The organism is Bradyrhizobium sp. SPXBL-02, from assembly GCF_051853065.1.
Taxonomy (GTDB): Bacteria; Pseudomonadota; Alphaproteobacteria; order Rhizobiales; family Xanthobacteraceae; genus Bradyrhizobium.
In genome coordinates this window covers 196,272-222,026 of sequence record NZ_CP182474.1, presented here as the reverse complement: position 1 = coordinate 222,026, position 25,755 = coordinate 196,272, and the positions used below count along the sequence as shown (strand labels likewise).

At 66.5% G+C, this 25,755-nt stretch carries 23 protein-coding genes; 17 read left to right on the top strand and 6 right to left on the bottom strand.

Annotation, left to right across the window (positions count from 1 at the left end):
• Positions 1–174 precede the first annotated feature (174 nt).
• Entirely contained in the window at positions 175–2,076 is a 1,902-nt protein-coding gene (gene dnaK / locus ACNJYD_RS01040; protein ID WP_036003245.1) for a molecular chaperone DnaK, read from the bottom strand.
• A 395-nt stretch (positions 2,077–2,471) separates the two neighbouring features.
• Here dnaK and ACNJYD_RS01035 point away from each other — a divergent pair, with 395 nt between their 5' ends.
• Both ACNJYD_RS01035 and pncA read left to right on the top strand, forming a co-directional pair.
• The gene (locus ACNJYD_RS01035; protein ID WP_212257822.1) at positions 2,472–3,413 is read left to right on the top strand and encodes a hypothetical protein; all 942 of its coding nucleotides are present in this window, start codon (positions 2,472–2,474) and stop codon (positions 3,411–3,413) included.
• A 301-nt stretch (positions 3,414–3,714) separates the two neighbouring features.
• On the top strand, positions 3,715–4,437 hold the full coding sequence (gene pncA / locus ACNJYD_RS01030) for a bifunctional nicotinamidase/pyrazinamidase (protein WP_172787789.1): 723 nt from the start codon (positions 3,715–3,717) through the stop codon (positions 4,435–4,437).
• Positions 4,438–4,585: 148 nt separating this feature from the next.
• Here the strand turns inward: pncA and grpE are convergent, their stop codons facing one another.
• Complete coding sequence (grpE, locus tag ACNJYD_RS01025) at positions 4,586–5,206, bottom strand: nucleotide exchange factor GrpE (RefSeq protein ID WP_439365093.1); 621 nt, start codon at positions 5,204–5,206, stop codon at positions 4,586–4,588.
• A gap of 107 nt (positions 5,207–5,313) precedes the next feature.
• Positions 5,314–6,402: a heat-inducible transcriptional repressor HrcA gene (gene hrcA, locus ACNJYD_RS01020; RefSeq protein WP_091882505.1), complete on the bottom strand. Its 1,089-nt coding sequence runs from the start codon at positions 6,400–6,402 to the stop codon at positions 5,314–5,316.
• Between the two features lie 168 nt (positions 6,403–6,570).
• Between hrcA and rph the strand changes: the two genes are divergently transcribed.
• The 3 genes from rph to hemW are packed head-to-tail and all read left to right on the top strand — an operon-like array spanning position 6,571 to position 9,132.
• Positions 6,571–7,284 (top strand): ribonuclease PH, encoded by a 714-nt coding sequence (rph, locus tag ACNJYD_RS01015; protein WP_172787791.1) that lies wholly within the window; start codon positions 6,571–6,573, stop codon positions 7,282–7,284.
• Positions 7,285–7,295: 11 nt separating this feature from the next.
• A complete protein-coding gene (gene rdgB / locus ACNJYD_RS01010) occupies positions 7,296–7,931 on the top strand; it encodes an RdgB/HAM1 family non-canonical purine NTP pyrophosphatase (protein ID WP_212257824.1) in 636 nt (211 codons plus the stop codon).
• A 16-nt stretch (positions 7,932–7,947) separates the two neighbouring features.
• Positions 7,948–9,132, top strand: a complete 1,185-nt coding sequence (hemW, locus tag ACNJYD_RS01005; protein WP_439367562.1) for a radical SAM family heme chaperone HemW — start codon at positions 7,948–7,950, stop codon at positions 9,130–9,132.
• 105 nt (positions 9,133–9,237) lie between these two features.
• Here hemW and ACNJYD_RS01000 read toward each other — a convergent pair whose 3' ends face one another.
• The gene (locus ACNJYD_RS01000) at positions 9,238–10,470 is read right to left on the bottom strand and encodes a penicillin-binding protein activator (protein WP_439365092.1); all 1,233 of its coding nucleotides are present in this window, start codon (positions 10,468–10,470) and stop codon (positions 9,238–9,240) included.
• A gap of 342 nt (positions 10,471–10,812) precedes the next feature.
• On the opposite strand from ACNJYD_RS01000, the gene rsmI reads away from it, so the two are divergent.
• The 7 genes from rsmI to ACNJYD_RS00965 all read left to right on the top strand — a co-directional run bounded on the left by rsmI (position 10,813) and on the right by ACNJYD_RS00965 (position 17,887).
• On the top strand, positions 10,813–11,763 hold the full coding sequence (gene rsmI, locus ACNJYD_RS00995; protein WP_212257826.1) for a 16S rRNA (cytidine(1402)-2'-O)-methyltransferase: 951 nt from the start codon (positions 10,813–10,815) through the stop codon (positions 11,761–11,763).
• A complete protein-coding gene (locus ACNJYD_RS00990; RefSeq protein ID WP_172787796.1) occupies positions 11,750–12,151 on the top strand; it encodes a YraN family protein in 402 nt (133 codons plus the stop codon). Before rsmI ends, ACNJYD_RS00990 begins: the two co-directional genes overlap by 14 nt.
• A 10-nt stretch (positions 12,152–12,161) precedes the next feature.
• A complete protein-coding gene (gene gshB, locus ACNJYD_RS00985) occupies positions 12,162–13,106 on the top strand; it encodes a glutathione synthase (protein WP_439365091.1) in 945 nt (314 codons plus the stop codon).
• Positions 13,107–13,468: 362 nt separating this feature from the next.
• Positions 13,469–14,290 (top strand): Flp pilus assembly protein CpaB, encoded by an 822-nt coding sequence (cpaB, locus tag ACNJYD_RS00980; RefSeq protein WP_439365090.1) that lies wholly within the window; start codon positions 13,469–13,471, stop codon positions 14,288–14,290.
• A 10-nt stretch (positions 14,291–14,300) separates the two neighbouring features.
• A complete protein-coding gene (locus tag ACNJYD_RS00975) occupies positions 14,301–15,818 on the top strand; it encodes a type II and III secretion system protein family protein (protein ID WP_439365089.1) in 1,518 nt (505 codons plus the stop codon).
• 51 nt (positions 15,819–15,869) lie between these two features.
• Entirely contained in the window at positions 15,870–16,601 is a 732-nt protein-coding gene (locus ACNJYD_RS00970) for a CpaD family pilus assembly protein (RefSeq protein ID WP_439365088.1), read from the top strand.
• Entirely contained in the window at positions 16,598–17,887 is a 1,290-nt protein-coding gene (locus tag ACNJYD_RS00965) for an AAA family ATPase (RefSeq protein ID WP_439365087.1), read from the top strand. The genes ACNJYD_RS00970 and ACNJYD_RS00965 overlap by 4 nt, the downstream gene beginning before the upstream one ends.
• A gap of 22 nt (positions 17,888–17,909) precedes the next feature.
• Here ACNJYD_RS00965 and ACNJYD_RS00960 read toward each other — a convergent pair whose 3' ends face one another.
• Positions 17,910–18,707, bottom strand: a complete 798-nt coding sequence (locus tag ACNJYD_RS00960) for a tetratricopeptide repeat protein (RefSeq protein ID WP_439365086.1) — start codon at positions 18,705–18,707, stop codon at positions 17,910–17,912.
• Between the two features lie 80 nt (positions 18,708–18,787).
• Positions 18,788–19,033, bottom strand: coding sequence for a PilZ domain-containing protein (locus tag ACNJYD_RS00955; protein WP_018644993.1), 246 nt, complete (start codon positions 19,031–19,033; stop codon positions 18,788–18,790).
• Between the two features lie 228 nt (positions 19,034–19,261).
• Between ACNJYD_RS00955 and ACNJYD_RS00950 the strand changes: the two genes are divergently transcribed.
• The 5 genes from ACNJYD_RS00950 (at position 19,262) to ACNJYD_RS00930 (ending at position 25,721) form a co-directional block, all read left to right on the top strand.
• Positions 19,262–20,800, top strand: coding sequence for a YifB family Mg chelatase-like AAA ATPase (locus ACNJYD_RS00950; protein ID WP_439365085.1), 1,539 nt, complete (start codon positions 19,262–19,264; stop codon positions 20,798–20,800).
• 110 nt (positions 20,801–20,910) lie between these two features.
• Positions 20,911–21,378 (top strand): hypothetical protein, encoded by a 468-nt coding sequence (locus ACNJYD_RS00945; RefSeq protein ID WP_172787804.1) that lies wholly within the window; start codon positions 20,911–20,913, stop codon positions 21,376–21,378.
• 237 nt (positions 21,379–21,615) lie between these two features.
• On the top strand, positions 21,616–23,859 hold the full coding sequence (locus ACNJYD_RS00940; protein ID WP_439365084.1) for an ATP-binding protein: 2,244 nt from the start codon (positions 21,616–21,618) through the stop codon (positions 23,857–23,859).
• 85 nt (positions 23,860–23,944) lie between these two features.
• Positions 23,945–24,574: a histidine phosphatase family protein gene (locus ACNJYD_RS00935; RefSeq protein WP_212257834.1), complete on the top strand. Its 630-nt coding sequence runs from the start codon at positions 23,945–23,947 to the stop codon at positions 24,572–24,574.
• A gap of 154 nt (positions 24,575–24,728) precedes the next feature.
• Entirely contained in the window at positions 24,729–25,721 is a 993-nt protein-coding gene (locus ACNJYD_RS00930; protein ID WP_349628414.1) for an AI-2E family transporter, read from the top strand.
• The last annotated feature ends 34 nt before the right edge of the window (positions 25,722–25,755 follow it).

The window sequence follows — 25,755 nt, the reverse complement described above, 5'->3', positions numbered from 1 at the left end:
CAGCCTTCCGCCTTGCGGCAGAGGGCACCGTGCCTGCGTTCAGCATAACGGTCGGGAATTGATTGATCGTAACGGGCGCCTCGCCCCGTCCCGACACGACGGCCTCCCCCGCGAGGGAGGAGGCCGGTAGCGTGTGTGGGGTCCAAGCCGTCCGCATCGTCACCCTCTCGGGGCTTAAGCGGACTTCTTGTTGTTCTTGTCGTCGTCGACCTCGGTGAATTCCGCGTCGACGACGTCGTCCTTGGCCGCGTCCTTCTTGGCATCGGCCTCGGCCTGCTGCTTGTACATGGCCTCGCCGAGCTTCATCGAAGCCTGCGCCAGCGTCTGGGTCTTGGCCTTGATCGCCTCGGCATCGTCGCCCTTCAGCGCTTCCTTGAGGTCGCTGACGGCATCCTCGATGGCGCGGCGCTCGCTCTCGGCAACCTTCGAGCCGTGCTCGGCCAAGGCCTTCTCGGTCGAATGCACCAGACCATCCGCCTCGTTCTTGGCGGTGACGGCCTCGCGGCGCTTCTTGTCCGCCTCGGCATTGGCCTCGGCATCCTTGACCATCTTCTCGATGTCGGCTTCCGACAGGCCGCCGGAGGCCTGGATGCGGATCTGCTGCTCCTTGCCGGTGGCCTTGTCCTTGGCCGAGACGTTGACGATGCCGTTGGCGTCGATGTCGAAGGTCACCTCGATCTGCGGCATGCCGCGCGGGGCCGGCGGAATGCCCATCAGGTCGAACTGGCCGAGCATCTTGTTGTCGGCCGCCATTTCACGCTCGCCCTGGAAGACGCGGATGGTGACGGCATTCTGATTGTCTTCAGCCGTCGAGAACACCTGGCTCTTCTTGGTCGGGATCGTGGTGTTGCGGTCGATGATGCGGGTGAACACGCCGCCCAGCGTCTCGATGCCCAGCGACAGCGGGGTCACGTCGAGCAGCAGCACGTCCTTGACGTCGCCCTGGAGCACGCCGGCCTGGATCGCGGCACCGATCGCCACGACTTCGTCCGGGTTGACGCCCTTGTGCGGCTCCTTGCCGAACAGCTGCTTCACGACTTCCTGGACCTTCGGCATGCGCGACATGCCGCCGACCAGCACGACCTCGCCGATCTCACCGGCGGTGACGCCGGCGTCCTTCAGCGCCTTGCGGCAGGGCTCGACGGTCTTCTGGATGAGGTCGTCGACCAGCGCCTCGAACTTGGCGCGGGTGAGCTTCATCGTCAGATGCTTCGGGCCGGTCTGGTCCGCGGTGATGAAGGGCAGGTTGATCTCGGTCTGCGTCGTCGAGGACAGCTCGATCTTGGCCTTTTCAGCGGCTTCCTTCAGACGCTGCAGGGCGAGCTTGTCGTTGCGCAGGTTGATGCCCTGCTCCTTCTGGAATTCGTCGGCGAGATAGCCGACCAGGCGCATGTCGAAATCTTCGCCGCCGAGGAAGGTGTCGCCGTTGGTCGACTTCACCTCGAACACGCCGTCGCCGATTTCGAGAATGGAGATATCGAACGTGCCGCCGCCGAGGTCGTACACCGCGATGGTGCCGGCCTTGGTCTTGTCGAGGCCATAGGCGAGCGCGGCCGCGGTCGGCTCGTTGATGATGCGAAGCACTTCAAGGCCCGCGATCTTGCCGGCGTCCTTGGTCGCCTGGCGCTGGGCGTCGTTGAAGTAGGCGGGAACGGTGATGACGGCCTGCTCGACCTTCTGGCCGAGATGGGCTTCCGCAGTCTCCTTCATCTTCTGCAAGATGAACGCCGAGACCTGCGAGGGCGAGTAGGTCTGGCCGTCGGCCTCGACCCAGGCGTCGCCGTTGGAAGCCTTCACGATCTTGTAGGGAACGAGCTTCTTGTCCTTCTCGACCATCGGGTCGTCGTAGCGGCGGCCGATGAGGCGCTTCACTGCGAAGAAGGTGCGCTCGGGATTGGTGACGGCCTGGCGCTTGGCCGGCTGGCCGACGAGGCGCTCACCGTCATCCGTGACGGCGACGATCGAAGGCGTCGTGCGCATGCCTTCGGAATTCTCGATGACTTTGGCGTTCTTGCCATCCATCACGGCAACGCACGAATTCGTGGTGCCGAGGTCGATCCCAATGACCTTTCCCATGGTCCTGATATCCTTCTTTTTGCGGCAGGTTGGCTGGGCCCAAGAGGCACCCGAACCGAAACCCCCTAAGATCAAACATCCGCGATATTGCGATGATTGAGGCTCATATAGGAGGGGGGGAGGGGCCCGCAAGGACCGAAGCTACGTTTCTGCCGCTAAAACATTGGGTTTTGGAAGGTGATATCCGGGCTCAACCGCCCTTGCGGGTGAGGAAATATTAACAGGTTCGGGCCTCGGCAAGCCCCTGCACCCGCGGGCCCGGGTCGCCCTGTTACCGCAAGCCCAAACCCGGTAAAAGGCGGACCGGCCGGGCAGCCGCGAGCGCTGCTTCGCGCGACAAAGCGGCCCGGTGGCCAACCATCGAACGGCCTCAATGTGAACCAATCAGAGTGCCCATGAAGCTGATCCGCCCCCTCGCCGCGCTCGCCCTCCTCGCCGCTTCCGCGCTTCCGGCCTGCGCCGCCGACGCCGTGTTTCCGCCCGGCTTGCGTCTCGGCATGGTGCCGCTGATCGGCCTCAGCACGGCCAAGACCTTTCCGGGCTTCGAGAGCGAGGACGGCAGCGTCAAGGTGCTGGTCACCGAGCTGCCGCCGGCGGCCTATGGCGAGGTCGTGAGCGCCTTCAATTCCAATCCCGGCGGGACTGGCGGCGTCAAGCAGGACAAGGTCGAGACCCCCGCGGGTCTTGCCTATTTCACCACCGAAAGCGGCAAGGCCGGCGATACGCCGGTGAAGCGCTATTCGATGATCGTGCCGGGCGCCGGCTTCTCCGGCTATGTCGCGGTGCAGATCCCGGAGAATGCGACCAAGATCTACACGGACGAGGCGGTGCGACAGATGTTCGCGAGCGCCACCACGCGCAGGCAGGTGTCGGCCGAAGAGCAGCTCGCACTGCTGCCGTTCAAGATCACCGATCTCGCCGACTTCAAGGATGTCCGGACGCTGGCGCCGGGCTCCAGCATCATCCTGGCCGACGGTGACGAGAGCGCCGGCTACGAGTCAAAGCCGTTCATCATCCTCGGCCTGATCGGCGCCACACCGCAAGCCGCAGACGACCGCGCCCGCTTCGCCCAGGAGGCAGCGCGCCAGATTCCCGGCGTGCGCGAGTCGCGCATCACCATGTCCGAGCCGATCCGCATCAACGGCCAGCAGGGTTTCGAGACCCGGATCGACGGCGTCAGCGGCAAGGACAAGACCCCGGTTACCGTGGTGCAGTGGATCCGTTTCTCCACCGGCGGCACCTCGCTGCGCATCATCGCCAGCGCCCCGCGCGACCAGTGGCAAGCCGCCTTCACCCGCTTCCGCGCCGTGCGCGACGGGATTCAGCCGAAGGGGTGAGGCTCGGGGCTTCAGCACATTCAGTGCCATCCCCGCCTAGTGCGCAATTGCGCACGGGGGCGGGGATCCATACCGCGTCACCTCACGGTTGCAGTCGGATACAGTACCAACGAAGAGTTTTCGCCACACGTCTCCCTGTGGTTATGGATCCCGGGCTCGCGCTTTGCGCGCGCCGGGATGACGATGATGTTGGGGCGATCAGCCCAACCGCTCATCAAAGCCGGCTGCATTTTCGGGCTTCTGTTCGTACACGAACGGAACTAGGCTTCCTCCCGTTGGATCATCCTGGAGGGAGGCATACATGCTGGTTCGGCGACAAGTCTTGGCAATGCTTGGAACGACGGCGCTGGCGACGCTGGCGCCAACCGCGCTGCTCGCGGCGGCATCGATCAAGCCGGACGATGCATCCGCGCTGCTCGTGATCGACGTGCAGAACTGCTTCCTGCCCGGCGGCAGCCTCGCGGTGAAGGAAGGCGAGCAGGTGGTGCCGGTCATCAACAAGATCTCGAAGGCATTTGCGAACGTGGTGCTGACGCAGGACTGGCACACGCCGGGCCACGTTTCGTTTGCGTCGGTTCATGCCGGCAAGAAGCCGTTCGAAACGGTCGATCTTCCCTACGGCAAGCAGGTGCTGTGGCCGGACCATTGCGTGCAGGGCACCGACGGCGCGGCGCTGTCGAAGGACCTCTCGATCCCGCACGCCGAGCTCATCATCCGCAAGGGTTTTCACAAGGACGTCGACAGCTATTCGGCCTTCCTCGAAGCCGACGGCAAGACCTCGACGGGGCTCGCCGGCTACCTGAAGGGCCGCAAGATCAAGCGCGTCTTCGTCGCTGGCCTCGCGACGGACTTCTGCGTCGCCTGGACCGCGCTCGACGCACGCAAGGCGGGCTTCGAGGTCTATGTGGTGGAAGACGCCTGCCGCGGCATCGACACGCAGGGCTCGCTGGCAAAGGCCTGGGCCGATATGGCCAAGGCCGGCGTGAAGCGGATTCAGTCTGCGGATATCGCGGTGAGCGCGTAAGCAGCGCGCAACACTGGAAGACCCGCATCCTGAGGAGCGCGCTTCTTCGCGCGCGTCTCGAAGGATGAAGGCCGAGCTGCCAGAGCCGGGCCTGCATGGTTCGAGACGCCGCGCAAGGGCGCGGCTCCTCACCATGAGGGTCTGAGACTCAGTTCGCCGCGCCGCTCTGCTCGTTGTTGTTGTTCGCCGCAGACGCAGCCTTTGCGCCGCCCTTGGCGACGCCGACCAGCGCCGGGCGCAGCACGCGATCGCCGATGGTGTAGCCGGCCTGCATGATCTGCACCACGGTGGCCGACGGCACCGACGCATCGGGCACTTCGTACATCGCCTGGTGGAAGTTCGGGTCGAACTTCTGGCCCAAGGGATCGAGCTTCTTCACGCCGTGCTTTTCCAGCGCGTTGAGCAGCGAGCGTTCGGTGAGCTCGACGCCCTCGATCAGCGCGATCAGGCCGGGATCGGCCGCAGCACGCGCTTCGGCCGGAACGGCATCGAGCGCACGCTGGAGATTGTCGGCGATATCGAGCACGTCGCGGGCGAAGCCGGTGATGCCGTAGAGGCGGGCGTCGGCCACCTCCTTGCTGGTGCGCCTGCGCAAGTTCTCCATCTCGGCCAGCGTCCGCAGCATGCGGTCGCGCGCCTCGGCGGCTTCCTTCTGCAACGTCTCGACCGCGCCGGGCTCGGGATCGTCGGGCATGATGTAGGGTTTCGACACCACGGGCTCGCCGGTCGCTGCAGTCGTGTCTTCGGGTTGCCGGTCTTGCTCGGTCATCGGCTCTGGTCTCGAACTCGTTTCAGGGATGTTGGCCCGGATATCGTGCTTAAGCCCACGAAAATCAAGCGCCCGTGATCGGCGGAAAGGCCGGTCAGCCCCCCAAATCAGCCCCCTAAGAGGCGGCTGACGATGCGGGCGGCGTAGTCCACGGTCGGGATCACGCGGGCATAATTCAGCCGCGTCGGGCCGATCACACCGAGAACGCCGACGATGTGGCCGGCGGCATCCCGATAGGGCGAGATGATGGTGGAGGACCCCGACAGCGAGAACAGCTTGTTCTCACTGCCGATGAAGATGCGCACGCCTTCGGCGGTCTCGGCCCGGCCGAGCAGGTCGATCACGCCGCGCTTGGTCTCGAGATCGTCGAATAACAGCCGCACCCGCTCCAGATCCTCCAGCGCATGCAGGTCTTCGAGCAGATTGGCATGCCCGCGGACGATGAGCTGGCGGTCCTCGTTCTCGCCGCCGGACCAGCTGGCGATGCCGGCCGAGATCACTTTCTGTGTCAGCTGATCGAGCTCGGCTCGGGCCTCGCCGAGTGCGGTCTCGAGCTCGAGCCGCGCCTCGGCCAGGGTGCGGCCGCGGATCCGCGCATTGAGGAAATTGCCGGCCTCGGTCAGCGCCGAGGAGGGAACTCCGGGCGGCAGCGTCAGCACGCGGTTTTCGACCTGGCCGTCCTCGCCGACCAGGATGACAAGCGCTTTTTCCGGTTCCAGGCGGACGAATTCGATGTGCTTCAGCCGGGCATTGGATTTTGGCGTCAGCACGACGGCGGCGGCCCGGGTCAGGCCGGAGAGCCGCATCAAGGCCTGGTCCAGCGCCGCCTCGACCGATTGCGCCTCGCCGACGGAGGAGAGCTGGCTCTGGATCGACTGCCGCTCGGCCTCATTGAGATCGCCGACCTGCATCAGGGCGTCGACGAAGAAGCGCAGGCCCAGTTCCGTCGGCAGCCGGCCGGCGGAGGTGTGCGGGGCATAGATCAGGCCGAGCTGTTCCAAATCGGCCATGACGTTGCGGACGGAGGCCGGCGACAGCGGCATGGCGATCAGGCGGGAAATATTGCGCGAGCCGACCGGCTCACCGGTCGCGAGATAGCTTTCGACAATTTGACGAAAGATGTCGCGGGAACGCTCGTTGAGCTGGGCAAGGCCTGCGCGCGGCGCGATCAGATGGATCGGATCGTGATGGGCCACAGACGGTAACTCCTCTCAGATACTTATAATTTGTCCATCCGGGCCGCTTCTGACAAGCGTGGCGTTTGCGGGCTCGACGTCAGGGGGTGAATAAGCCCTTGCCGCCCACCCCCGCCCCACCTACAAGCACCGCGAACAGCCTTTTCCCGTGAGTTTTGGAGATTTCCCATGCGGCCAAGCCGCCGTGCGCCCGACGAATTGCGCCCCGTGACGCTGGAGCGCGGCGTGGTCAAATATGCGGAAGGCTCGTGCCTGGTGAAATTCGGCGACACCCATGTGCTGGTCACCGCCACGCTGGAGGAGCGCCTGCCGCCGTGGCTGAAGGGCCAGGGCCGCGGCTGGGTCACCGCCGAATACGGCATGCTGCCGCGCGCGACCTCCGAACGCACCCGCCGCGAGGCCTCCGCCGGCAAGCAGAGCGGCCGAACCGTCGAGATCCAGCGGCTGATCGGCCGCTCGCTTCGCACCATCGTCGATCTCGAAGCGCTCGGCGAGCGCCAGATCACGGTCGATTGCGACGTGCTCCAGGCCGACGGCGGCACCCGCACGGCCTCGATCACCGGCGCCTGGGTCGCACTTGCCGATTGCCTCAACTGGATGAAGGCGCGCAACATGGTGAAGACCAACGTGCTGCGCGACAACGTCGCCGCGATCTCCTGCGGCATCTACAACGGCACGCCGGTGCTCGATCTCGACTATGCCGAGGATTCGGAAGCCGAGACCGACGCGAATTTCGTCATGACCGGCGACGGCCGCATCATCGAGGTGCAGGGCACCGCGGAACGCGAGCCGTTTACGCAGGACGAGTTCCTGAAGCTGATCGCCCTGGCGCAGAAGGGCATCGCGCGCCTGGTGGACTTGCAGAAACTGGCCGTGGCGTAGTCAATAGGCCCATGCACCGCCGAATCACCGACAAGCTCGTCATCGCCACCCACAATCCCGGCAAGCTCGCCGAGATGAGGGAGCTGCTCGCGCCGTACGGGATCGAGGCGGTGTCGGCCGGCGAGCTCGGCCTGGACGAGCCCGAGGAGACCGGCAACGATTTCCGCAGCAACGCCGCGATCAAGGCGATCGCCGCAGCGCAGGCGACCAAGCTTCCCTCCTTCGCCGACGATTCCGGCATCGTCGTCGACGCGCTCGACGGCGCGCCAGGAATCTACAGCGCGCGCTGGGCCGGTCCATCCAAGGATTTCAACGCGGCGATGACGCAGATCGAGCGCCTGCTGCAGGAGCGCGGCGCCACCACGCCGGACAAGCGCAAGGCACACTTCGTCTCCGCGCTTTGCGTCGCCTGGCCCGACGATCATCGCGAGGATGTCGAGGCGCGCGTCGACGGCACGCTGGTCTGGCCGCCGCGCGGCACCGCCGGCTTCGGTTACGATCCGATGTTCCTGCCGGACGGCTACGATCGCACTTTCGGCGAGATGGAAAGCATCGAAAAACACGGCCTGCCGCCGCTTGGCCTAGGCCTGTCGCATCGCGCCCGCGCCTTCGTGAAACTGGCGGAGATCTGCCTTGAGCCGCGCTAGAGCGTTTTCGAGCGAAGTGGATACCGGTTCGCGCCAGGAAAACGCGTCAAAACAAGAATCCGAAGCCTTCGGCGTCTACGTGCACTGGCCGTTCTGCCTGTCGAAGTGTCCCTATTGCGACTTCAACAGCCACGTCCGCCACGCCGCGATCGACGAGGCGAGGTTTGCGTCCGCCTTCGCGCGCGAGATCGCAACGACTGCCGAGCGCGCGCCCGGCCGCGAGGTCACCTCGATCTTCCTCGGCGGCGGCACGCCCTCGCTGATGCAGCCCGCCACGGTTGGCGCGGTGTTAGATGCGATCGGCAAGCACTGGACCGTCGCAGGCGACGTCGAGGTGACGCTGGAAGCGAATCCGACCAGCGTCGAAGCCACGCGCTTTGCCGGCTATCGCAGCGCCGGCGTCAACCGCGTCTCGCTCGGCGTGCAGGCACTCGACGACGCCTCGCTGAAGGCGCTCGGCCGCATGCACAGCGCGCGCGAGGCGCTCGATGCCGTCGCCATCGCGCGCCGCGCGTTCGACCGCTATTCGTTCGACCTGATCTACGCCCGGCCCGACCAGACGCCGGCGATGTGGGCCGACGAGCTCAGGCACGCGATCGATGAAGCGGCAGAGCATCTGTCGCTCTATCAATTGACGATCGAGGAAGGCACGCCGTTCTTCGGCCTGCACCAGGCCGGCAAGCTGAAGACGCCGGACGAAGCGGTCGCACGCGCGCTCTACGACGTCACGCAGGAGACCTGCGACAAGCTCGGCCTGCCCGCCTACGAGATCTCCAATCACGCCCGGCGCGGCGCCGAGTGCCGGCACAATCTGGTGTATTGGCGCGGCGAGGAATATGCCGGCATCGGGCCCGGCGCACATGGCCGCCTCGACATCGACGGGATCAGGCACGCCACCGCCACCGAGAAGCGTCCCGAGGCGTGGCTGATGCGGGTCGAGACCAACGGCGACGGCGTCGTCAGCGACGAGCTCCTCAACAGCGAGGAGCGCGCCGACGAATTCCTGCTGATGGGTTTGCGTCTCGCCGAAGGCATCGATCCCGAGCGCTACAGGGCCCTCGCCGGCCGCCCGCTCGACCCCCGCCGCATCGCGCTCTTGCGCGAGGAAGGCGCGATCACCGTGGATGGCACGGGACGCCTGCGCGTGACCAGCAGCGGTTTTCCGGTGCTGGATGCGGTGGTCGCGGATCTGGCGGCGTAACGAACTCTCGTAGGGTGGGTTAGCGAAGCGTAACCCACCATGCTCCCATTCGCCGGACGAAGTTGGTGGGTTACGCTTCGCTAACCCACCCTACCCGTCGTCCTACTACGCCCCAAAGCTCTTCGGCGATCCCGCCACCGCAGCACCGCCGCCTTGCGTCACCTTCATCACGGCAAGCCCACGTTCATTCGTGCCATCCGCGCGGAAGCGGAACAGGCCGTCGATGCCGGCAAAGCCGGAGGGATTGGTGAGCACGTCGGAGGAGAAGCGCTGGCCGCCTTGGGTGCGCGCCAGCGCGGCGACGAGCGCGACCGCATCATAGGCGAGCGTTGCGGTGCGGATCGGCTCCGCGCCGTATTTGGTGCGGTAGCGACCGGAGAAGGCGCGGAAGCCGGCCGGGTCGGGCGCGGCGTAAAGGCCGCCCTGGAGCGCGGCGCTGGCATAGACGCGCGGATTGTCCCACAGGCCGGTACCGAGCAGCTGGATGTTGCGCAGGTTCGCGCCCGCGGCCGTCATCGCATCCGCCACTGACACGACCGCATCGCCGTCATCGGCAATGAACAGCGCGTCCGCGCTGCCGAGCTGCTGCGCCACGGTGCGCGCGGGGGTGGCACGATCGGCGCCATATTTCTCGAACGCGACGATGCGCCCGCCCCGCCGCGGCACCGCCGCCTTCACCGCGGCCTCGACGACATTGCCATAGGCGTTGTCGGGTACCAGCACGGCGAAGGAGCGCTTTCCGATGCCGGCGGAATATTCGACGATGCGGTTGACGTCGGACTCCGGCAGGAACGACAACAGATAGACGCCGCGGCCGGCGATGCTGGAATCCGTCGAGAACGCGATCACCGGGATGCCGCGCGTGCGCGCGACCTGCGCCACCGCCGGCACCGATTGCGCAAACAGCGGCCCGAGGATGATCTCGGCGCCCTCGTCGACCGCCTGCTGCGCGCCGGCTTGCGCGCCTTGCGGGCTGCCATTGTCGTCCTTGATCAGGAGCTGGATGTTCGGGTTCTGGAACTCGGCCAGCGCCATCTCGGAGGCATTGCGCATCGATTGCGCGGCGAGCCCGGCGTTACCGGCAGCGGAGAGCGGCAGGATCAGACCGACCTTCACGCCGCCGGTGCCGGCGGTCGTCGCCTGCTGCTGGGGACCTGCCGGCTGGGCCGGCGGTGCGGAGCTCGAGAACGGGTTGGAGAATTGGCTGAGACTTTGCTGCACGCCGGCGCAGGCCGACAGCACGGGCGCGCCGAGCAACAGGCCGAGCGCAGTCCGCCGGGTCGCCCCTGGCGATCGGGACCCCGGAACGGGAGACTTTGGATGACGCGGGCCGACCATGGCAGCTTCTCTTCTGACCGGCCGTGCGCCAGCCGATCACGACATTGCTTTCCGCGACACAGGCCGCGGATTCAGGCAGTGTGTCGGCAAATAGTTAACCAAACCAAAAGGATAACAACCGCTTAACGCGGCCGCCGTCCCGTCCCGGCAGCTCTTTACCGTCACTCATTCACTCATCAAGGCGGCGTTTCCGTCGCGAATATGGCGCGAGGGCCTTCACTCCCTCCCGACGTGATCTTCGACCGATCACATTCCCGTCCGTTCCTCGCCCCTCACCTCGGCACGATCTTTTTCGGCGAGCCGGTTCCCAGCCCCACCGATCGTGCCTAAGTTGACTTCATTATGCGCGCAAAGCCGGCCCCGATAAATACGCCTGAAGCTCAAGACGCCGCCTCGCGCGGTTTCTCCATCGATGCCCATCGGCTCGCGGCGCCGAAGGCGGCGCCAGGCCTCCATCTGGTCGCGACCCCGATCGGCAATCTCGGCGACATCACCGTGCGGGCGCTGCAGACGCTCGCCGGCGTCGACGTCATCGCCTGCGAGGACACCCGCATCACGCGCCGCCTGACCGAGCGCTATGCGATCACGGCACAGCTCAAGCCCTATCACGAGCACAATGCGGAGGCCGCGCGTCCAAAAATCCTCGAAGCCCTCGGACAGGGCGGCTCGGTCGCGCTGGTGTCGGACGCCGGCACGCCGCTGATCTCCGATCCCGGCTTCAAGCTGGTGCGCGAGGTCTGCGCCGCCGGCCATGCGGTGTATGCGCTGCCCGGCCCGTCCTCGGTACTAGCGGCGTTGTCGGTCGCAGCCCTGCCGACCGACCGGTTCTTCTTCGAAGGCTTTTTGCCGGCGAAATCCGCGGCGCGAAAGTCGCGCCTCGCCGAGCTCGCCCGCATCGACGCGACGCTGGTGATGTTCGAATCCGGCAACCGCGTGCAGGACACGCTCGCCGATCTCGCCGAGATCATGGGGGCGCGCGAGGCCGCGATCTGCCGCGAGCTGACCAAGCTGCATGAGGAGATTTCGCGCGCACCATTGAGCGAACTGGCGCGCGAGGCCGATACGCTGGAGACGCGCGGCGAATTCGTGCTGGTGATCGCGCCGCCCGCGGCCGACGCCGAGGTCCTGACATTGGACGCACTCGACGGTCTGTTGCGCGAGCAGCTTGCCGCGCACAGCGTTAAAGATGCCGTGGCGCATGCGGTCGCGCTCTCGGGCCGGCCGCGCCGCGAGGTCTATGCCCGCGCGCTCGAGCTCGCAAAGGATTCGCGGGGCGGCGATGGCGAAGACTGAGACTCCTGCGGAGCCAAAGGTCGCCTCGCCGGAGCGCGTGGCGGCGTTCCAGACGGGGATTTCCGCGGAGAGCCGCGCCGCCGCCTACCTGATGGCCAAGGGCTACCGCATTCTCGCCAAACGTTACCGCACGCCGCATGGCGAGATCGACATCGTGGCGCGGCGCCGCAACCTGATCGCCTTCGTCGAGGTCAAGGCACGCGCCACGCTGGACGATGCCGCCTTTGCCGTGACGCCGCGCCAGCAGCAGCGCATCATCGACGCCGCCCAAGGCTGGCTCGCAGCGCATCCCGAGCATGCCGAATTCGAATTGCGATTCGACGCCATGCTGATTGCGCCGCGCTCGCTTCCGCGCCATGTGTTGGCGGCATTCGACGCCTCGACCTGAAAGGCAGCCCATGAAACTGAACGTCGCCGTCCAGATGGACCCCATCGCCCGCATCAACATCAAGGGCGATTCCACCTTCGCGCTGCTCTTGGAGGCGCAGAAGCGCGGCCATGGCCTGTCCTATTACACGCCCGACAAGCTCTCGATGGTCGGCGAGGAGCTGGTCGCACCGGTTCAGCTCCTGACCGTGCGCGACGAGCCCGGCGACCATTTCACCCTCGGCGAGCCCAAGCGCGAGGCTCTGAACGGCTTCGACGTGGTGCTGCTCCGCCAGGATCCGCCGTTCGACCTCGCCTACATCACCTCGACGCATTTCCTCGAGCGCATCCATCCGAAGACGCTGGTGGTCAACGATCCCGCCTCGGTGCGCAACGCGCCGGAAAAACTGTTCGTGATGAATTTTCCGCAGCTGATGCCGCCGACGCTGATCTCGCGCGACCTGGATGAGATCAACGCGTTCCGCGACAGGCACGGCGCCGTCGTCATGAAGCCGCTGCACGGCCATGGCGGCGCGGCGGTGTTCCGCGTGATGCCGCAGGACATGAATTTCGGCTCGCTGTTCGACATGTTCTCGGTGACGTTCAGGGAGCCCTGGGTGATCCAGCAATTCATCCCCGAGGTGAAGCACGGCGACAAGCGCATCATCCTGGTCGACGGCGAGTTCGCCGGCGCGGTGAACCGCGTGCCGGCGGCCGACGACCTCCGCTCCAACATGGTGCGCGGCGGCGCGGCGCAGGAGACCGAGCTCACGCCGCGCGAGCGCGAGATCTGCGCCACCGTCGGCCCGGCGCTGCGCGAGCGCGGCCTGTTGTTCGTCGGCATCGACGTCATCAACGGCAATCTCACCGAGATCAACGTGACCTCGCCGACCGGCATCCGCGCCATCGCTCGGCTCGGCGGCCCCGATGTCGCGGCGAAGATCTGGGACGCGATCGAAGCGAAGCGGAAGAAGTAGAGCTCTGCGCGTAGCCCGGATAGAGCGTTAGCGAAATCCGGGACGCCCACCACTCGCACCGGCCCCGGATTACGCTTGCGCTCCATCCAGGCTACGGACGATGCTCGCGGCCACCTCGCGCGCTAACGACGTATTCACCATGACGCCCCCGCGCCTCGCGCAAACGCGTGCTCCGACATGCGTGAAACTACGGGGCCGTTGGCCGGCTCAATAACGCCGCGTTCACCATCTGCCGAAAACCAGCATCGCGGCCAGCGATCACGTTCGGCCTCGCAACACCCCTTATACTTTTGCTGCCTACTCATCGACGCGGGGGAACACGCCAGGTGCGGTTCGAGTGCCCCGCGTAAGAGTAGAAGCGTATGAATACCGCACGCATTGTCGTTCTCGTCATCGCTCTCGGCGCCGGCGGCGTCGCTGCATATCTGGCGAGCGGCTACCAGAATCCGCCCGCGGCCACCCTGCCCGTCGCCGAGAAGCTGCCGACGGTCGAGGTCCTCATCGCCAAGAACGACATCCAGCTCGGCCAGGCTGTGAAGCCCGAGGACCTGCAATGGCAGGCCTGGCCCGCGGCGACCGCCAGCAGTGCTTTCATCCGCCGCGACAGCAGGCCGCAAGCCCCGACTCAGATCGCAGGCTCGATCGCGCGCGTGCCGCTGATGCAGGGCGAGCCGATCCGCGAGCAGAAGCTGGTCAAGGCCGAAGGCTCCGGCTTCATGGCCGCGATCCTGCCGTCCGGGATGCGCGCCGTCTCCACCGAGATTTCAGCCGAAACCGGCGCCGGCGGCTTCATCCTGCCGAACGACCGCGTCGACATCGTCCTGACCCGCCGGCTGAAGAATCCGGACGGCGGCAACAGCAACGGCCCGACCGGCGGCAACGACCTCATCCTGTCGGAGGTCATTCTCACCAACATCCGCGTGCTCGCGATCGACCAGGCCCCGAAGGAAAAGGAGGGCCAGAACGCGGTCGTCGGCAAGACCGTCACGCTCGAGCTCCGGCCCGACCAGATCGCCACGCTTTCGGCCGCACGGCAGGGCGGCACTCTGACACTCGCACTGCGCAGCATCGTCGATGCCAACGCAGTCGACGGCACGCCCGAGGACCAGGCGATCAAGCGCCCGGGCGGCGTGAACGTGATCCGTTACGGCGTCCAGGCACGGCAACTGACGTCGCAGAAGTGATGGGGACAGCATGAACTACGGGGGTGATCGGACGGGCCTGCGCATTCGGGGGAAGCGCGCGGGCTCGGTCCTGACGGGGACGATCTTGATGCTGGGGCTGCTCGCGGCTCACGGCGTCGTCAGTGCCGCGGAGGCGCCGGTCGGCGACCAGGCGCCGCTGCAGGCGTCGGATCTCAGCGTATCGTCGGTCGGGACGGTCGCACCGGCGCGGTCGCGCTTTCTGTCGCTCGGCATCGGCAAGTCCGTCGTCATCGACCTGCCGCGCGAGGTCAAGGACGTGCTGGTCGCCGATCCCAAGATCGCCAATGCGGTGATCCGCTCGGCGCAGCGCGCCTATATCATCGGTGGCCAGGTCGGCCAGACCAACGTCGTGTTCTTCGCTGCGGACGGCCAGCAGGTCGCCTCCTATGACATCGCGGTGAAGCGCGACCTCAACGGCATGCGTGCGGCGCTGCGGCAGTCCCTGCCCGGCGTCCAGATCGAAGGCGTCGGCGACAGCGTGATGCTGACCGGCTCGGTGTCGAGCCCGGTCGAGGCCCAGCAGGCCGGCGACGTCGCCGCAAAGCTCGTCGGCGGTTCGGACAAGGTCGTCAACAACATCGTCGTACGCGGCCGCGATCAGGTCATGCTCAAGGTCGTGGTCGGCGAAGTCCGCCGCGACATCGTCAAGCAGCTCGGTGTCGATCTCAGCGCCAGCCTGAACGCCGGCACCGCCGTGGTGAATTTCAACAATTCCAACCCGTTCTCGGTCTCCGGCGGGCCGATCGTCGGCAGCAATGGGCTCGGCGTCACCGGGCTCGCCAAGGGCGTCGCCACCGTCAACGCGACGATGCGGGCGATGGAGAGCGCCGGTGTCATGCGCACGCTGGCCGAGCCGAGCCTGACCGCGATCTCGGGCGAATCCGCCACTTTCGTCGCCGGCGGTGAATTTCCGATTCCCGGAGGCTATGCCTGCGATCCGGTCACACACGTCTGCACCACCCAGGTCACCTACAAGAAGTTCGGCATCTCCCTGAACTTCACCCCGGTCGTGCTCAGCGAAGGCCGCATCAGCCTGCGCGTGATGACCGAGGTCTCGGAGCTGTCGAACACCAACTCGATCACGTTGACGCAGGCCGTGTCCGGGAACTCGACCAACTCGATCACCATTCCTTCGGTGCAGACCCGCCGCGCCGAAACGACGCTGGAAATTCCGTCGGGCGGCTCGATGGCGATGGCCGGCCTGATCCAGCAGCAGACCAAGCAGGCGATCAACGGACTGCCTGGCGTCGACCAGGTGCCGATCATCGGCGCGCTGTTCCGCAGCCAGGACTTCGTCAACAACGAGACCGAGCTGATGGTGATCGTGACGCCCTATGTGGTGCGCGCGGTGGCCCAGAAGGAATTGTCGCGGCCCGACGACGGCTTCGCGCCGGCCTCGGACGCGCAGAGGGCGCTGCTCGGCCGGGTCAACCGCCTCTACGGCGTCGCGAGCCGCGTCGATCCGGTCGCCGGCACGCCCGGTGATTTCGGCTTCATCATCGACTGAGACGAACGGTTTGGGGACCGGACAAGACACGGGGCAAGAGGGGATCAGGCGATGACGAAGACGAGAGCCGATCGACGTCGCAGCGTAAGCATCGCGCTGGCACTGACGGGGTTGTCCGTCATGCTGGGCGCCTGCAACACCACCGAGATCGTCACCCAGACGGTGCCGACCGATTATCGCCAGCGCCACCCGATCGCGGTGCAGGAAGGCAAGAAGTCGATCGTGATCTTCGTCGGCAAGAGCCGAGGCGGCCTCTCGGCTGCGCAGCATGCGGACGTCGCGGGCATCGCGCGGGACTGGGTGCGCGAAGGCAGCGGCTCCGTCGTCGTCGACGTGCCCGTCGACACCGCCAATTCGCGCGCGGCTGCCGCGAGCTATCAGGAGATCCGTTCGGTGCTCACGTCCGGCGGCGTGCCGTCGCGCGCCATCGTCCAGCGGCCCTATCGCCCTGACGATCCCGGGCTGCTGCCGACCATCCGCCTCAGCTATTCGAAGATCACCGCGGTCGCCGGCCCCTGCGGGCTGTGGCCGGAAGACGTCGGCCCCAACATCCTCGATCCCGGCTACACCGAGAACCGGCCCTATTTCAATCTGGGCTGCGCCAGCCAGCGCAATCTCGCGGCGATGATCGACAACCCGGCCGACCTCGAGCAACCGCGCGCCGAGACGCCTGCCTATACCGCACGGCGCGACATCGCGTTCGAGCGCTATCGCAAGGGCACGACGACGACAACCACCTATCCCGAATCCGACAAGGCCAAACTCAGCGACACCGGCAGATGACAGCCATCCACGACGAAGACGCGGACGATCCGCAGCATCCCGAGGAACATATCGCGCCGGTTCCTCGCATTTCGGTGCAAGCCTTTTGCGAGACCGAGCAGACGCTCAACGCGGTGACGGCGGCTGGCCAGGACCGCCGGCTCGCCAAGGCCCACCTCAGCGCCAAGGACGGCGGCCTTGCCGCGGCGATCGAAGCCTATGAATCGATGCCGACGCCGAACGTGATCGTCATCGAGTCCGACGGCACGCGCGACATCCTCGAGGGACTGGACGATCTCGCCGGCGTCTGCGATCCCGGCACCCGCGTCGTCGTGATCGGCAGCCCCAGCGACACCGCGCCCTATCGCGAGCTGGTGCGCCGCGGCGTCAACGACTACGTGGTCGGACCGGTCGAGACGCTCGACGTGGTCCGCTCGATCTGCAGCCTGTTCTCGGCCTCCGAGGCCATCATCACCGGCCGCGTCATCGCGGTGGTCGGCGCCAAGGGCGGCGTCGGCGCGTCCACGGTTGCGCATAATCTGGCCTGGACCATCGCCCGCGACCTCTCGCTCGATTCCGTCGTGATCGATCTCGACCTCGCCTTCGGCACCGCCGGCCTCGACTACAACCAGGATCCGGTGCAAGGCATCGCCAATGCGGTGCTGTCGCAGGACCGGCCGGACACGGCGCTGATGGAGCGCCTCCTCGCCAAATGCACCGATCGCCTCAGCCTGTTGGCGGCGCCCGCCACGCTCGACCGCGTCTACGATTTCGGTGCCGAAGCCTTTGACGCGGTGTTCGACACGCTGCGCATGACGACGCCCTGCATCGTGCTCGACGTTCCCCATCAATGGTCCGGCTGGACCCGCCGCGCGCTGGTGAACGCCGACGACATCGTGATCGTGGCCGAGCCCGATCTCGCCAACCTGCGCAACACCAAGAACATGCTGAGCGTCCTGAAGGCGGCGCGACCGAACGACCGGCCGCCGCTGTATTGCATCAATCAGGTCGGCATGCCCAAGCGCGCGGAGATCGAGGTCAAGGCCTTCGCCAAGACCATGGAGAGCCAGCCGATCGCGGTGATCCCATTCGATTCGAAACTGTTCTCGACCGCGGCCAATAATGGCCAGATGATCGCGGAGGTCTCCAGGAGCCACCGCACCACCGTTCTGTTCCAGAACATGGCGAACCGCCTCGCCGGCCGCGGCGAGGTGAAGAAGCCGAAGCGCTCGCTGCTCGAACCGCTGCTGAAGAAGCTGAAGGGCAAGTCAGGACGCGTCTCGGCCCCGCATCGCAAGGCGTCGTAGGCGTCACAGCAGAAGGGGCGGATTACCTGTCCGCCCGCTGCTGCTTCTTCGCCAGCAGCTGCTTGAGCGCCGCGACCTTGGCCGCGGCCTGGTCCGGCGGCAAATCTGCCTTCACGAGGATTTCGGCCTCGGCCTCGCGACCCTGCAATCCCAGCACGAGCGCCAGATTGGCGCGGACCCGCGCATCGTTCTGATTGCGCTGATAGGCGCGGCCGAGCACCTGTTCGGCCTTCGACAGGTTGTTTTGCAACATATAGGACAGGCCGAGATTGGACAGCACGGTCGGCTCGTTCGGCACGATCTTCAACGCCGCGGCGTAATATTGCTGCGCTTCCTCGTTGCGGCCGAGCTGATCGAGCACAGCGCCCTGCGCCGACAGGATGCGCCAATCGGGATCCTCAGGGCTATGCGCCCGGCCGAGGACGTCGAAGGCCTGCTGGAAATTGCCGTTGTCGGCGAGCGCGCGGCCATAGCCGGCGAGCAGCGACTTGTTGCCGGGATGAGCGAGCACGGCCTGCTCGAGCACCGCGACCGCCTGCGCACGCTGGCCGCTGTCGCGCAGCGCCTTGCCGTATTCGATGGCAATTGCGGGATCGCCGGGCTTGGCGCGATAGCGCTCGCGAAGTGCGTCCATCTCCGGCCTGGCGTCGGCCCTGGTGTCAGACTTGGCGCCGTCCTTGGCGGCGGACTCCTTCTTGCCGCCGAGCGCGCCGGTGACGTCCTCGATGCCGGTGGTCTGACAGCCGCCGAGGGCAAGGATCAGGACGGCAGAACACAGATATCTCGCCGGGGGAAAAGCGAGGGACGAACGCTTGGACATACTCTGATCACTCGGCAACTGATCAGAGATGCTTACCGATTAACGCTAAAGTCCCGTTAAGGAGGCGGACCTGTCGAGGTTCAGTCGACGAATTCGGCACCGAATTCGCAGCCGATGCGCCAGCGCAGGCGGCATTGGCGGGAATAATCGGGCGCGAAGATGATGGTGAATTGCGGCGGCACTTCCAAAAATTCCGCCACCACTTTCACGCCGCCATCCGAAATGTCCGTGATCGTGCAATCCCGCGGCAGCGAGCCCGCGCCAAAATGGATTTTGGCGAGGCGGCTGCACACCCGACGTTCGCTTCTCCGGCGATTTGCAAGCATTTGAACTCTTCACCCGTTAGACCACGGCCCATCCCGCAGGCCTAGCAGTAGCGGACATTCGTTGGAATGTGCTGAGGAGAGCGACTTGCATTCGAGACGTAGTCTCCGCGGCGCGTTTACGCCCGGTTAGGATTTGACCGGGCGCCAGCGGATTGTTCTCGTATTGTTCTTGCGGAGACGGCCGTGCTCTGCTACCCCTAATTGCAGGACAGGGCAGGCTGGTTCGGCATGGTTCAGCGGGTTTCTACCGTCGCCTTTGAGGGGATCGAGGCCCGCGCGGTCGACGTGCAGGTGCAGGTCGCGCCCGGCCTGCCGGCCTTCGCCATCGTCGGCCTGCCGGACAAGGCGGTGTCGGAGGCGCGCGAGCGGGTGCGCTCGGCGCTGATCGCCTCGGGGCTGGCGCTGCCGGCACGGCGGATCATCGTCAATCTGGCCCCGGCCGACCTGCCCAAGGAGGGGAGCCATTACGACCTCCCGATCGCGCTCGGGCTGATGGCGGCGATCGGTGCGATCCCGCCGGATGCGCTGACCGGATTCACCGTGCTCGGCGAGCTCGGCCTCGACGGCTCGATCGCGCCCGTGGCCGGCGTCCTTCCCGCCGCGTTCGGCGCCAATATGCGCGAGGAGGGGCTGATCTGCCCGGCGTCCTGCGGCTCCGAAGCGGCGTGGGCGAGCCCGGACATCCAGATCATTGCGGCGAGTTCGCTGATCCAGATCGCCAACCATTTCAAGGGCACGCAGGTGCTGTCGCGGCCGACGCCGAAGGTGCACGAGCCCGCCGCCTCGACACTCGACCTGCGCGACATCAAGGGCCAGGAAAGCGCCAAGCGCGCGTTGGAGATCGCGGCCGCCGGCGGACATCATCTGCTCATGATCGGCGCGCCGGGCGCGGGCAAATCGATGCTGGCGGCGCGCCTGCCCTCGATCCTGCCGCCGCTGTCGCCAAGCGAGCTGCTCGAGGTCTCGATGATCGCCTCCGTCGCCGGCGAGATCGAAGGCGGCGCGCTGACGGCACGGCGCCCGTTCCGCTCGCCGCATCATTCCGCCAGCATGGCCGCCCTCACCGGCGGCGGCGCGCGCGCCAAGCCCGGCGAGATCTCGCTGGCGCATCAAGGCGTGCTGTTCCTCGACGAATTGCCGGAGTTCGATCCGCGCGTGCTGGATTCGCTGCGCCAGCCGCTGGAGAACGGCGAGGTCGCGGTGTCGCGGGCCAATCACCGCGTCACCTACCCTGCCCGCTTCATGCTGGTCGCGGCGATGAATCCCTGCCGCTGCGGCAATGCGTTCGAGCCCGGCTATGCCTGCAAGCGCGGCCGCATCGACCGCTGCTCCGCCGATTACCAGGCGCGCATCTCCGGTCCCCTGATGGACCGCATCGATCTGCGCATCGAAGTGCCGGCGGTGACCGCCGCCGACCTGATCCTGCCGCCACCGGCGGAAGGATCGGCCGAGGTCGCCGCCCGCGTGGCGGCGGCGCGCGACATCCAGCTGGCGCGCTATGCGGATGCAGGCCTGCCCCATGTCCGCACCAATGCCGAGGCCCCCGCTTCCGTGCTGGAGGAGATCGCAAAGCCGGACGCGCAGGGTCAGAAACTGCTGCGCGACGCCGCCGAGACGATGCGGCTGTCGGCGCGCGGCTATCACCGCGTGCTGCGCGTGGCGCGCACGCTGGCCGACCTCGATCATGCCGACAAGATCGGCCGGCTGCACCTGGCCGAAGCGCTGTCCTACCGCGCACTCGCGGAGGATGTGCGCCAGCTGGCGTAAGCCCGCCCTCGCATCAACCCGGCGGTAACGACTTTCCTTTACGCTCTGCAAACCATAAGGCCCGACGCGTTTCGACTGTGAGTTTCCCTGGGCCCGGCGAGTAGAGCGTCATGTTGCGTTTCAAGTTCCTGGCCTCGGCTGTTCCCCTGTTGGCGGCTGCGGTCTTCGCCCGCGCCGAGATCGGTTCGGTGTCGCATCCCTGCATCGCGCTGGGCGACACATCGGTCGAGCTCACCTCGCTGTTCTGGACCGCCGGCGTGCATGTCGCCTTCACCGACGATCCCGCGCGGGCCACGGTGCGGGTGCAGATCACCGACGATGCCGACGCGGCGGATTTTGCCGTGGTCGACGACGGCCTCGGCTCCGAGCCGGACTCCTGCCAGGCTGGTCCCTCGACGCGCCTCGTCTCGATCGCAGCGCAGCCGGTCGACGGCGGCCAGGTGGTCTATCTCTCCAGCGAAGGACCGGCGGATTATCGCATCTTTGTGCGCTCGAAGACGTTCTCGCCCCGCGAGGCGGCAGCGCTGATCGTCGGCGCGCGCGGCGGCCATGGCCGCTTCCAGGCGGCTTCGCTTTAAATCTTTTGAGCATGATCTCCGCGCAAACGCGTTCCGCGTTTGTCGCGAGGGAAAACCGCTACACACTTTTCGCTAACGCGGCCCTTCGGGTCCGGATCATGCTCTGACCCGTTAACACCTCGTCAACCCTGTTCGGAGGCATCGCCACAGCCGCAAGCTGTTCGCAAGGTCGGCGGGCCATCGTCGCACGCGGCGGCGGGGTTTCAGGCAAGGGTCGGTTGCGAAGGGTCGGTTGTGATGGGTCGGACGTTCCGGATCAAGGTGCGCATGCGTCGCTTCAGGCGGCAGCATCCGAGGCTCGCCTTCGCGATCCGCTCCTTCATGATCTTCTCGGCGACGTTCGGCGGCGCCTATGGCTTCGTGTCCGGCAGCCGGTCCGAGAATTCCGGCTACGATCCCCACACCTTTGCGATCGGCGCCAGCTTCCTGTTCGCGCTCGCCTGTCTCGGCCTTGCAACGCTGAGCATGCGCCTGCGCTTCGTCAATAAGCGGCTGCGGACGCTCGCCGCCCACAACGAAGCGTTGATCGACCGCAATTGGGAGCTGAAGGAGGCGGAAGAACGCGCCCGCAGCCTGTTCGAGCAGCAGGGCGACCTCATCGTGCTGCGCGCTACCGATGGCCGCATCACCTTCGCCAACGAGGCCTATTGCGCGCTCGCAGGACAGGCGCGCAGCGCGCTGGTCGGCACACGGTTCGATTTCGACGTGCTGGAGCAGGGCGACAGCGCCCGCGAGAGCAACGGCACGCGCATCCACGACCAGAAGATCGCAACGCCGCTCGGCGCGCGCTGGATCGCCTGGCGCGAGGGCTATGTCCGCCTCGATGCCGGCCAGCCCGCCGAATTGCAGAGCGTGGGACGTGACGTCACCGACCGCACCGAGACCGAGCGTGCATTGTCCGATGCGCGCGACCAGGCCGACGCCGCCAACCGCGCCAAGTCGCGCTTCCTGGCGATGGCCTCGCACGAAATCCGCACGCCCCTGAACGGCATCATCGGCATGGGCGGCCTGTTGCTCGACACAAATCTGACGCCGGAGCAGGTGACTTATGCCAGGGCGGTGAAGACCTCGGGCGAAGCCTTGATGGCGCTGATCGAGGAGTTGCTCGACTATTCCAAGATCGAGGCCGGCAAGCTCGACCTCGATCAACGTCCCTTCGCGCTCTCGACCCTGGTCGAGGAGATCACCGAGCTGCTCGCGCCGCGCGCGCAGGCGAAGTCGCTCGAGATCGCCGCCTATGTCGACGAGCGCCTGCCGCTGGAAGTGGTCGGCGACGCCGCGCGGCTGCGCCAGGTGCTGCTGAACCTCGCCGGCAACGCCATCAAGTTCACGAGCAGCGGCGGTGTGGCGCTGATCGTCGAGCCCGGCATCTGGCCGAACGAGATCAGCTTCCTGGTCCGCGACACCGGCATCGGCATCGCAGCCGAAGCCCAGCAGCGCATCTTCCGCGAATTCGAGCAGGCCGACGAGCGCGTCGCCCGCACCTATGGCGGCACCGGGCTCGGCCTTGCCATCAGCGAGCGCATCGTCAAGCGCATGGGCGGCCGGATCACGCTCACGAGCGAGCCGGGCAAAGGCTCGACCTTCGAGGTCGCAGCGCCGCTTCCGCCCTCGCAAGGCGGCGCGGGACAGACCGCATTTCCGAGCCCCGACCTCACCGGCAAGTCGATGCTGCTCGTCGCCGACGGCATCGAAGCTTCGCTCATCGCGCGGCGCCTCGAGCGCTGGGGCGGCCAGACCTGCCTGGTTGCGGATGCGGCGGTCGCCGAAGCGCTGCTGCCGGAACGCTTCTGGCACGCGGTGCTGATCGATCGTGCGCTCGGTCCTGCCGTGGCCGACCACCTCGGTGAAGCCGCCCGCGCGCATGCCTTGCAGCGCCTCGTGCTGCTGACGTCGAGCTCGCGGCACGAGAAGCTGTCGCCGGCCTTCACCGGCTTTCTGGTGAAGCCGCTGCGCGCAGCCTCGCTCGCCGCGCGTCTCGCTCTGACCCCGGAGGTCGCCTCGCCCGATCTCGCGCCGGAGCCGCCGGCGGCGTCCGCCGGCCCCGCGCCGGCGAAAGGCCTGTCGATCCTCGTCGCCGAGGACAACGAGATCAACGCCTTGCTGATGCGCTCGCTGCTGGCCAAGCTCGGCCACCGCGTCGTCATCGCCGTCCATGGCGAGGCCGCGCTGGAATCCTGGCTCGCGGCCTCATCCGCCGGCACGCCCTACGATCTCGTGCTGATGGACATCCAGATGCCGCAGCTCGACGGCATCGAGGCGACAAAGCGCATCCGCGCGCATGAGGCCGCTCTTGGCGCTCAGCACACGCCGATCCTGGCGCTCACCGCCAACACGCTGGTGGAGGATCGTTATGCCTGCTTCGAGGCGGGCATGAACGGATTTCTAATCAAGCCGCTCGACCGCGAGAAGCTCGAGGAGGCGCTCGCGGGCCTCGCCGCGTCCCGGCACCTGACAGTTCCGGATCTCACGGGAACCTGATCTCGTCCGGCGATCGTAATTGAAATCGCGCGCGTTGCGCGTCACGATCCTCAAGGGGGGGCATTTGCAACTGAGGATTTTGCGCATGAACGTGCTTTGCCGCCTCGCCCTCATTGTCCTCCTCGCCGGAAGCGTTCAGCACGCTGCCGCCGATACACCTGATGTCATCTCGTCGCTCAAGCAGGGCGGTTACGTCCTGATCTTCCGGCACACCGCGACCGACGACAGCCAGAAGGACGTCTATCCCTTCAAGTTCGACGACATGAGCGCCCAGCGTCAGCTCAGCGAGAAGGGCAGGGAGGCGGCGCGCCAGATCGGGATGGCGATCAGGGACCTCGCGATCCCGATCGGCGATATCTACACCAGCCGGCTGAACCGCGCGGTCGAGGCCGGCAAGCTGATCTCGGGCCGCGAGGTCAAGCCGGTCGATGCCCTGACCGACAGCAGCAACGCCAGCGCATCGGGAATGGCAAACCCGACCGGCGCCAATGCCAAGGCCGGGCAGGCCGTGCGTCAGCTCGTCGATGCGCCGCCGAAGGCGGGCACCAACACGGTCCTAATCACCCACAAGACCAACATCGCCGACGCCTTCGGCAAGGAGGCCGGCGACGTCCAGGAAGGCGAGGCCTTCGTCTACAAGGCCGGCAGCTCGGGCCCCGCCACCTTAGCCGGGCGCATCAAGCTTGCGGATTGGATCGCGAAAGCGGGCAGGTGAGGGACCGGGAAGCGGCCAGGACTGCCGCTCCACCACGATGTCGTGCTACGGACGTCGTGTGGCGAACGAGTGAAGAGCTGGCGAACACGTGAGAACATCGGAAGACCGTTCATTCCTCATCCTGCTCGGCGCGATCTCCGTTGCGTTCGCCTGGGTGCTCTGGCCGTTCTCCGGTGCCGTGTTGTGGGCCACGCTGCTGGCCATCATCTTCGCCCCGTTCTATCGACGGGTCCTGAAGTCCTTGCCCGGGAAGCACAGCCTTGCCGCACTCATCACCGTCGTCGTGGTGGTCGTCATGGTCCTCATCCCCGTAGCGATCGTCATCGCTTCGCTCATCGACCAGGGCGGAGAGCTGTATCAGCGCATTCAGAGCGGGGAGATCAGCCTCGCTCATCCCCTGCAGCAGCTGAAATCCGCGCTTCCCAACTGGGCTGCGTCCCTGTTGGATCGCCTGGCCGGCATCGATTTTTCATCCCTGAGGGAACGCCTGTCGGGTCTGGTCGTCCCTGCCGGGCAACAACTGGCCGGACATGCGATCAACATCGGTCAGGTGACGCTGGAGTTCGTCGCAAGCCTGCTCGTGATGCTGTATTTGCTGTTCTTCCTGCTGCGCGACGGTGACGAGCTCAATGCCCGCATTCGCGACGCGCTGCCGCTGCGCCCGAGCCATACCGCCGAAATCCTCGATGCCTTCACGCTGGCGGTTCGTGGAACCATCAAAGGAATCGTTCTCGTCGCTCTAATCCAGGGAGCACTTGGCGGGCTCATCTTCTGGCTGCTCGGCCTGACGGCGCCGCTGCTCGCCGGCGCGCTCATGGCGCTGGTCTCGCTGCTGCCCGTGCTCGGCTCCGCCCTGGTCTGGGTTCCGGCTGCACTCTACCTGCTCGTGGCAGGCGCAGTCACGAAGGGGCTCATCCTGCTCGCTTTCGGCACCTTCGTGATCGGGCTTGCGGACAATTTTCTCCGCCCGATCCTGGTCGGCCAGTCGATCCAGATGCCAAGCTATGTCGTGCTGCTTGCCACCCTGGGCGGCCTCGCCTCGTTCGGTGCGAACGGCTTCGTCATCGGCCCGCTCGTCGCTGCGATGTTTCTGACGACGTGGCACATCTTCGTCGTCGCGAAGGTGCAACAGGGAGCCCGGAAATGACCGTCATATCGGGCCTGGCGCGGGCGATCCGGCC